We start from the raw sequence: 8,041 nt of genomic DNA on the forward strand, positions 1-8,041 counted from the left end.
CCGATCGTACCACGCTGACCCCCGCCACCCCGGTGACGCTCAGCTGGACCTCGCCGCAGGGCCTCGTCTTCCGCCAGAAGGTGAGTGTCGACGCGGATTTCATGTTCACCGTCGAACAGAGCATCACCAACCCCGGCGCCGCGCCGGTGGCGTTGCAGCCGTTCGGCCTGGTATCGCGTCGCGGCGAAGCGCCAGCGGCCGAAGTCAACGTGCATGTTGGCCCGGTGGGCGTGCTGCAGGACACGTTGAAGGACAGCGACCTGGAATTCGAGAAGCTGCGCGAAGAAGGCCCGCAGCGTTTCACCTCCACCGGTGGCTGGCTCGGCCTGACCGAGAAATATTGGCTGGCCGCCTCCGTGCCCGACCAGAAGGCCAGGATCGACGCCACCTTCCAATATGCCGCCGGCCAGTATCAGGCCGATTGGCTGGCCGCGGCCGTCACCGTGCCGGCAGGCGGCAGCGTGACCAGCACCGCCAAGTTGTTTGCCGGGGCCAAGGAAGTCGATCTGATCGACCGCTACACCGAAGCCGGCATTCCGCGCCTCGACAAATCGGTGAGCTGGGGCTGGTTCGAGATCATCGCCAAGCCGATTTTCTACCTGCTCGATTTCCTGTTCAAATTCACCGGCAATTTCGGTGTCGCCATCATCGGGCTGACGTTGATTGTGCGCGCAATCATGTTCCCGATTGCCAACAAGCAATATGAATCGATGGCCAAGATGCGGCTGATCGGCCCGCGCATGAAGGCGATCCAGGAAAAATATGGCGATGATAAACTGCGCGCCCAGCAGGAAATCATGGCCATCTACAAGAACGAAAAGGTCAATCCGCTCGCCGGCTGCCTGCCTATCGTGCTGCAGATCCCGATCTTCTATGCGCTGTATAAAACGCTGCTGATCTCGATTGAAATGCGCCATCAGCCGTTTGTGCTGTGGCTCACCGATCTGTCCGCGCCCGATCCGCTGACGCCGCTGAACCTGTTCGGCCTGATTGCCTGGCAGCCGCCAGAGATGATTGCGCTGGGCGTGCTGCCGATCCTGCTGGGCGTGACCATGTGGCTGCAGCAAAAACTGTCGCCTGCCCAGATGGACCCGGTGCAGCAGCAGGTGTTTGCGCTGATGCCGTGGTTGTTCATGTTCTTCATGGCGCCGTTTGCCGCCGGCCTGCAGCTGTATTGGACGATCAACAACCTCGTCTCCATCGGGCAGCAGCTTTACATGAACCGCAAATATCCGACCCCGGCGACCCCGCCATCGGCAGCCGTGATCGATGTGAAGCCGATCCCGCCCAAGCCCGTTGGCCCCAAGCCTGCTGGTCCGAAACCGGGTGCGCCGAAGCCAAGTGCAGGACGCCGCCGCAAGTGACAGACGAAGAGATCATCAAGGCCGACCTGATCGAGGCCGCGCGCAAGCGTTTTGCCGGGCCGGTGAGCTTTCTGCTGTCCGCACCGGAACTGAAGTTCCTGCCGGCGCCAGACGTGCCGGAAATCGCAGTGGCGGGCCGTTCGAACGTGGGCAAATCCTCGCTGTTGAACGCCATCACCGGCCGCAATGGCCTGGCGCGCGCATCGGTCACGCCGGGGCGCACGCAGGAACTGAACGTGTTCGAAGTGGGCGAACCGACGCTGTTTCGCATCGTCGATATGCCCGGCTATGGCTTTGCCGAAGCGCCCAAGGATGTGGTGCGGCAGTGGAAGCATCTGGTGCAGGATTATCTGCGCGGTCGCGTCGTGCTGCGCCGGGTGCTGGTGCTGATCGATTGCCGCCACGGCATCAAGCCGGTCGACCGCGAGATCATGACGCTGCTCGACAAGGCCGCCGTGAGTTTTCAGGTGGTGCTGACCAAGGGCGACAAGATCAAGCCGACCGAGCTCGCCAAGGTGCACGAGGCGACGTCTGCCGCCGCCCGCATCCACCCCGCCGCTTATCCCGAAGTGATCGCCACCTCTGCCGAAAAGGGTGTGGGCATCCCCGAATTGCGCGCCGCCGTGCTGGCCGCCGCCACTGGCCAATGATGACGATGACCGCGCTATGCATTACCCTGAACGGCGAACTGCGCCGTGTCGCCCCCGGCACCAGCATTGTTGCCCTGCTGGCGGAACTGGAATTGCCGCTGGAAAAGGTCGCCGTGGAGCGCAACCTGGCCATCGTGCCGCGTTCGCGCCTGGCTGATGTGCAGCTGGCCGATGGCGATGCGCTGGAGATCGTGCATTTCGTTGGTGGTGGGCAAGACGACGACGAGAACTCAGATTCTTGGGTCGTCGCCGGCCGCCGTTTCACCTCGCGGTTGATCGTCGGCACCGGCAAATACAAGGATTATGCCCAGAACGCCGCGGCGGCCGAAGCCAGCGGCGCGGAAATCGTCACGGTGGCGGTGCGGCGCGTGAACGTGACCGATCGCAGCCAGCCGATGCTGACCGATTTTCTGGACCCCAAGCGTTTCACCTATCTGCCCAACACCGCCGGCTGCTTTACCGGCGATGATGCCGTGCGCACCTTGCGGCTGGCGCGGGAAGCCGGCGGGTGGAATTTGGTCAAGCTGGAAGTGCTCGGCGAAGCCCGCACGCTTTATCCCGATATGGCCGAAACCCTGCGCGCCACCGAAATCCTGGTGAAGGATGGCTTTGACGTGATGGTTTACTGCGCCGATGATCCCATCGCCGCGAAAAAACTCGAAGATCTGGGCGCCGCCGCCATCATGCCGCTGGGCAGCCTGATCGGATCAGGCCTGGGCATCCAGAACCCGCTGACGCTGCGGGTGATCATCGAGAATGCTAAGGTGCCGGTTCTGGTCGATGCCGGCGTTGGCACAGCATCGGATGCCGCAGTCGCCATGGAACTGGGCTGCGCCGGCGTGCTGATGAACACCGCCATCGCCGAGGCCAAGGACCCGATCCTGATGGCCCGCGCCATGAAACTGGCCGTCGAATCCGGCCGCCTCGCCTACCGCGCCGGCCGCATGAACAAGCGGCGCTACGCCGATCCGTCGAGCCCGCTGGCGGGGTTGATTTAACCGGGGTTGCGGGCAAAGCCGGGCACACCGGCAATATCCACCCAATGCTGCTTGCTGTCGGTCCAGAACTGCATCTGCGGCGTAAAGGCACTGGTATCATCCAGTGTGCCGGCCTTGATGAACACCAGATCAGGCGCCGCCGAAACCCGGCTGAACAGCGGGGAGCCGCAGATGGGGCAGAATTGGCGCAGCACGTCGCCGCCGGATTCGCCATGGTCCTGATAGGACTTCACCTCGCCAGTGACCGCCAGCGCCGCTGCCGGCACACCCATGATCATTGACCAGCCGCTGCCGGCCTGACGCTGGCAATTCTTGCAATGGCAAACCGCCTGCATCACCGGCTCTGCCGCCACGTTGTAACGCACCGCCCCGCACAGGCATCCACCGTCCAGATTGGCCATTTTGTCCTCCCCGTTTGCAGTTCACAGATAAGGCGACAATACCCCAATCACATCGGAATACAGCTCGCGCTTGAACGGCGCAGCCATCTCCACCAGCATATCGACCGGGCTCCAGCGCCAGTGGCGGAATTCGGGGTGGGGGGTGGCGATGTTCACGTCGGCGTCCGTCCCGTGGAAGCGCAGCGCATACCATTTTTGGCGCTGGCCGGCGTATTTGCCTTTCCAGAGGCGGCCGATCAGATCGTCGGGCAGATCGTAATAATGCCATTCCGGCGTTTCGCCGAGCAGGCTGGTCAGGCCTGCATCGACGCCGGTTTCTTCCCACAGTTCGCGCAGCGCGGTGTCATACGGGTCTTCGCCGGGATCGATCCCGCCTTGCGGCATCTGCCAGGCTTCCACCATCTGATCGAGGCGCTGGCCGGTGAAGACCAGACCATCGGCATTGACCAGCATCACCCCCACGCAGGGGCGATAGGGCAGGCCGGATTTATGTTCGCGCGGGATCGAGGAGGGGGTCATGCCAGCAGCCGCTTCAGATCGGCAATACAGCCCATCAGATCATCCTGCGCGGACGGAATCGCCTGGCGCATGGTGAAGCAGCCGTGGATCTGTCCAGCGGCTTCGCGATAGATGGTGCGCACGCCATGTTCGATCAGCCGGCCGGCATAGGCGCGGCCCTGATCGCGCAGCGGATCGAGCCCGCAGGTCATCAGCATCGCCGGCGGCAGGCCGTCCAGCGTTTCGGCGTGCAGCGGGCTGGCCCAGGGGTGGAGCAATTTGTCAGACCCCTTGCCCATATAGGCGTCGATGAACCAGTCCATCGTCGCCTTGGTCAGCACATAGCCGTCGCCCATTTCCACCATCGAACCTTCGGCGGCGGTCATGTCGGTGACCGGGTAGATCAGCCACTGCGCCACAATCGGCACCGGCAGATGGCCGTGCAATTCGCGGGTGACAAGTGCGGCCATGTGGCCCCCGGCGCTGTCGCCAGCCGGGATGATGCCGGCAACAGGGGCGCCCATTTCGGCGGGCGAGCCGGCCAACCAGCGGGTGGCGGCAATGCAGTCATCGGCAGCCGCCGGGAACTGCGCTTCGGGGGCGAGGCGATAATCCACCGCCAGCACGCGGCGGCCCAATGTTCGGGCGATTTCGGCGCACAGCGCATCATGGGTCTCCAGATTGCCAATCACCCAGCCGCCGCCATGATAAAAGGCCACCACGGTGCCATCTTCAGTCGTCGCCGGCGTATAGAGCCGGGCCTGCACGCCGCCGGGCAACGTCAGATCGGTGCTGCTGATCTCGCCGCGCGGGGCTTCCAGCATCTGGCCCATGCCCACATACATGGCACGGGCATCGCTGGGGCTCAAATCGGTGAACGACGGGCCGGGATTGGCGGCCATCATGGCCAGCAGATTGGCAACATCGGTGCGGACATACGGCATGATGGATACTCCCAAGGCGGTTTCGTGCTGTTCTAGGCCAGTGCTGCTGGCGGGCAACCGGTGAAATTCGCTGGGCCTCAGCCCCTAGCCCAGGCCGCCACTTCGCCCGCCAGCCGGTTGGCCGCGCGATTGAGGGCAGCAGCGACGACGGCGGGCTGCTGGCTCGACACTTTTTCCTCTGCCACAAAGCTGCGCAGCGCCACGGTGCCGGCGCCGCGCGGGCCGGCCAGTTGCGCATCATAACGCACCCGCACCATCGGCGTGCCGCGCACATCCAGGCCGAACTCGCGCAGATGGCCGGTGAGCTGCCGGGCCGGTGCTACCCCGCCGCTGCGCGTGTCGAGCACGGCCACGCCAGCCCCCACCAGCGTGTCGGCGAGCAGGCGCTGAAATTGGCGGTTGGGTTGTTCAGACCAGCTGGCGCCGGTCAGATATTGCACGGTGGCACTAGTAAGCTGCACCGGCAGCCGCAGCGTTTGCAGTTCGGCCGGCACATCGGGCACGGCCACGGCCAGCGTATCACCCACGGCGGCGGGGCCGCGCCATTCCGGCGGCGGCGCGTCGGCGCGCAACACCAGCAGGCTGGCTGGCGCTGGCGCATTGCCGCCAACCTGCACCAGGGGGCTGCACGCGGCGAGCAGAAGGGCGATCGGGATCAGGCGCAGGTTCATTTCTCGCCCCCTTTTGGCGGTTGATATTCGGGCAGGCGGCGGCCGCCGAGCAAGGCGCCGGCCGGATCTTCATCCAGTTTCGCGGCGATGGCGCCCAGCCGGGCGGTGGTTTCGCGCAGCTCGCGGATCAACTGGGTGGTTTCCGGAATGGTCTGGTTGGACAGCATTTCAACGCCGGGCTGGGCGCTGCCGGCCAGCGCATCGACGCGGGCCAGCGTGGCATTGGCGGTGGTGACCGTGCGCCGCAGATCGGTGGCCAGCGGGCGCAGATCGCTATCAACCAGAGCCTGGCCGGAACTGGCCAGGGTTTCGATCCGCTGCAGGGTGGCGGTGGCCGCCGTCATGGTGGTGCGCGCTTCGGCAAGCGCGGCCTGCAGATCCGGCGCGCCCTTGGCCAGCGCGGCGGTGGCGATATCGGTGTTCTTCAGGATGCCCGACAAGGCCGCGCGGTTTTCGTCCTTCAGCACATCGTTCAGCCGTTCGGTGAGGCGCGAGACATTGGCCAGCACCTGCGGCGCAGTGGCGAGCAGATCGTTGAAACCGCCGGTGCGCGGCGGGATCAGCGGCACGCCATCGGGTCCGGGCGTGGTGATCGGCTTTGCGCCCTCCATCGCGCCGGTCAGCTGCACCTGCGACACGCCGGTAAAGCCAACGCCTTCGACGCCAGCCGTGGTGCCATCCAGCACCGGCACCTTGTCGTCGATGTTAATGCGGACCCGCACAAATTCCGGGCGTTCCGGCAACAGGCGGATCTGGGTGATCTTGCCGACGGTAACGCCGTTGAACTGCACCGGCGATCCCAGCGCCAGGCCGGTGATCGACTGCTTGAAGTAAATATCATACTCCTTGTTGTCGCCGCCGGAAAAGCGCGCCAGCCACAACACCATGACAAAGATGCCGATCACCATCGCCAGCGCGATGCTGCCAACAATCACGTAATTGCTGCGGTTTTCCATCAGGCCGCCTCTCCCCCCGGGTGCATTGTTGCGGCGCGTCCGCGCGGTCCGCCGAAATAATCCTGCACCCACGGATGATCAAAGTCGCGCAGTTCGTCTACGGTGCCGCAGGCCAGCACCTTGCCTTCACCCAGCACCGCCACCCGATCACAGATTGCGATTAGCGTGTCGAGATCATGGGTGATCAGGAACAATGTGAGGCCCAATGTGTCTTTCAGCAGCTTGATCAGATTGTCAAAAGCCGCCGCCGAAATCGGATCGAGCCCGGCTGTGGGTTCATCAAGGAACAGCAGCGGCGGATCGAGCGCCAGCGCCCGCGCCAGGCCGGCGCGTTTTTTCATGCCGCCCGACAGTTCAGACGGGAATTTGGTGCAACTGTCTGGCGGCAGGCCAACCTGGCGCAGGCGGGCCGCCGCCAGCCCATCCATCACCCCATCGGGCAGATGGAGAAATTCGCGCATCGGCACTTCGATGTTTTCCGCCACGGTGAGGCCGGAAAACAGCGCGCCTTCCTGAAACAATACGCCCCATTGCCGGCGCAGGGCGCGTTGGGCTGCGGGATCGGCCGCCAGCGCATCCTGGCCGAAGATCGAAACGCTGCCGGCCCGCGCTGCCTGCAAGCCGATGATGGTGCGCATCAGCACCGATTTGCCGCTGCCCGAACCGCCGACAAGGCCAAGGATCTCGCCGCGCGCCACATCCAGATCGAGATGATCGTGCAAAATCTTGTCGCCAAAGCCGGTGACCAGCCCGCGCACCCGCACTGCCACATCGGCGGAATCGGGCAGGATGGCGGAAAGCCCAGAGACCGGCCTTGCCATCAGTTGTAACCCAGCGCGCTGAAGAAGAAGGCGAAGAAGGCATCAAAAACGATGACCACGAAGATCGCTTCCACCACGGCCTGGGTGGTGCGGCTGCCCACCGATTCGGCGTTCCCGGTCACCTGAAAGCCGTGGTAGCAGCCCATGATGGCGATGATGAAGCCGAACACCGGCGCCTTGATCATGCCGATGACGAAGTCTGAAACCAGGATCACTTCCTGCAGGCGGGTGATATAGGCAGCGGGCGGCATCGATAGCTCGCTCCACGCAAACAGGCCGCCCGCAACCAGCGCGCAAAGGCCGCCATAGAAGGCGAGGCCAAGCAGCATCAGCGAACAGGCGATGACGCGCGGCACCACCAGCACTTCGATCGGATCGAGCCCGATGGTGCGCAGCGCGTCGATTTCCTGATTCAGCTTCATCGATCCGATCTGGGCGGCAAACGCCGACCCGGATCGCCCGGCGACCATGATGGCGGTGAGCAATATGCCGAGTTCACGGGTGGTGGCCCGGCCGATCAGGTTGACGGTGAACACCTCTGCCCCGAACTGGCGCAGCTGCACGGCGCCCTGCTGCGCCACCACCAGCCCGACCAGGAACAGCAGCAGCCCGACAATGCCGAGCGCGTTGACGCCGATGGCTTCGCCCTGATGCACCACCGCGTGCCAGCGCAGATGGCGGCGGCCGATCAATGTGCTGGCCAGCACCACCAACGTCTGCCCCAGAAAGGCGAGGAAG

General features: G+C 64.5%; 10 protein-coding genes. 3 read left to right on the forward strand and 7 right to left on the reverse strand.

Annotated elements, in window-relative coordinates; all coding sequences use genetic code 11:
- The 3 genes from yidC to thiS all read left to right on the forward strand — a co-directional run.
- A partial coding sequence (yidC, locus tag RMO81_RS09145; RefSeq protein ID WP_310475525.1) for a membrane protein insertase YidC occupies nucleotides 1-1,364 on the forward strand: 1,364 nt, incomplete at its 5' end.
- Complete coding sequence (yihA, locus tag RMO81_RS09150) at nucleotides 1,361-2,014, forward strand: ribosome biogenesis GTP-binding protein YihA/YsxC (RefSeq protein WP_310475526.1); 654 nt, start codon at nucleotides 1,361-1,363, stop codon at nucleotides 2,012-2,014. The genes yidC and yihA, both read left to right, overlap by 4 nt.
- Nucleotides 2,011-3,012, forward strand: a complete 1,002-nt coding sequence (gene thiS, locus RMO81_RS09155) for a sulfur carrier protein ThiS (RefSeq protein WP_310475527.1) — start codon at nucleotides 2,011-2,013, stop codon at nucleotides 3,010-3,012. Before yihA ends, thiS begins: the two co-directional genes overlap by 4 nt.
- Here thiS and RMO81_RS09160 read toward each other — a convergent pair.
- The 7 genes from RMO81_RS09160 to RMO81_RS09190 form a co-directional block, all read right to left on the reverse strand.
- Nucleotides 3,009-3,413, reverse strand: coding sequence for a GFA family protein (locus RMO81_RS09160; RefSeq protein ID WP_310475528.1), 405 nt, complete (start codon nucleotides 3,411-3,413; stop codon nucleotides 3,009-3,011). The genes thiS and RMO81_RS09160 overlap by 4 nt on opposite strands.
- Nucleotides 3,414-3,434: 21 nt before the next feature.
- Complete coding sequence (locus tag RMO81_RS09165; RefSeq protein WP_310475529.1) at nucleotides 3,435-3,932, reverse strand: RNA pyrophosphohydrolase; 498 nt, start codon at nucleotides 3,930-3,932, stop codon at nucleotides 3,435-3,437.
- Nucleotides 3,929-4,855, reverse strand: a complete 927-nt coding sequence (locus tag RMO81_RS09170) for an alpha/beta hydrolase (protein WP_310475530.1) — start codon at nucleotides 4,853-4,855, stop codon at nucleotides 3,929-3,931. The genes RMO81_RS09165 and RMO81_RS09170 overlap by 4 nt, the downstream gene beginning before the upstream one ends.
- Nucleotides 4,856-4,932: 77 nt before the next feature.
- The gene (locus RMO81_RS09175; protein ID WP_310475531.1) at nucleotides 4,933-5,526 is read right to left on the reverse strand and encodes an ABC-type transport auxiliary lipoprotein family protein; all 594 of its coding nucleotides are present in this window, start codon (nucleotides 5,524-5,526) and stop codon (nucleotides 4,933-4,935) included.
- Entirely contained in the window at nucleotides 5,523-6,482 is a 960-nt protein-coding gene (locus tag RMO81_RS09180; RefSeq protein ID WP_310475532.1) for an MlaD family protein, read from the reverse strand. The genes RMO81_RS09175 and RMO81_RS09180 overlap by 4 nt, the downstream gene beginning before the upstream one ends.
- Nucleotides 6,482-7,303 (reverse strand): ATP-binding cassette domain-containing protein, encoded by an 822-nt coding sequence (locus RMO81_RS09185; RefSeq protein WP_310475533.1) that lies wholly within the window; start codon nucleotides 7,301-7,303, stop codon nucleotides 6,482-6,484. Before RMO81_RS09185 ends, RMO81_RS09180 begins: the two co-directional genes overlap by 1 nt.
- On the reverse strand, nucleotides 7,303-8,041 hold a 739-nt coding region (locus tag RMO81_RS09190; RefSeq protein WP_310475534.1), incomplete at its 5' end, for an ABC transporter permease. The genes RMO81_RS09185 and RMO81_RS09190, both read right to left, overlap by 1 nt.

This window comes from Sandarakinorhabdus sp. (assembly GCF_031422795.1).
Taxonomy (GTDB): Bacteria; Pseudomonadota; Alphaproteobacteria; order Sphingomonadales; family Sphingomonadaceae; genus Sandarakinorhabdus.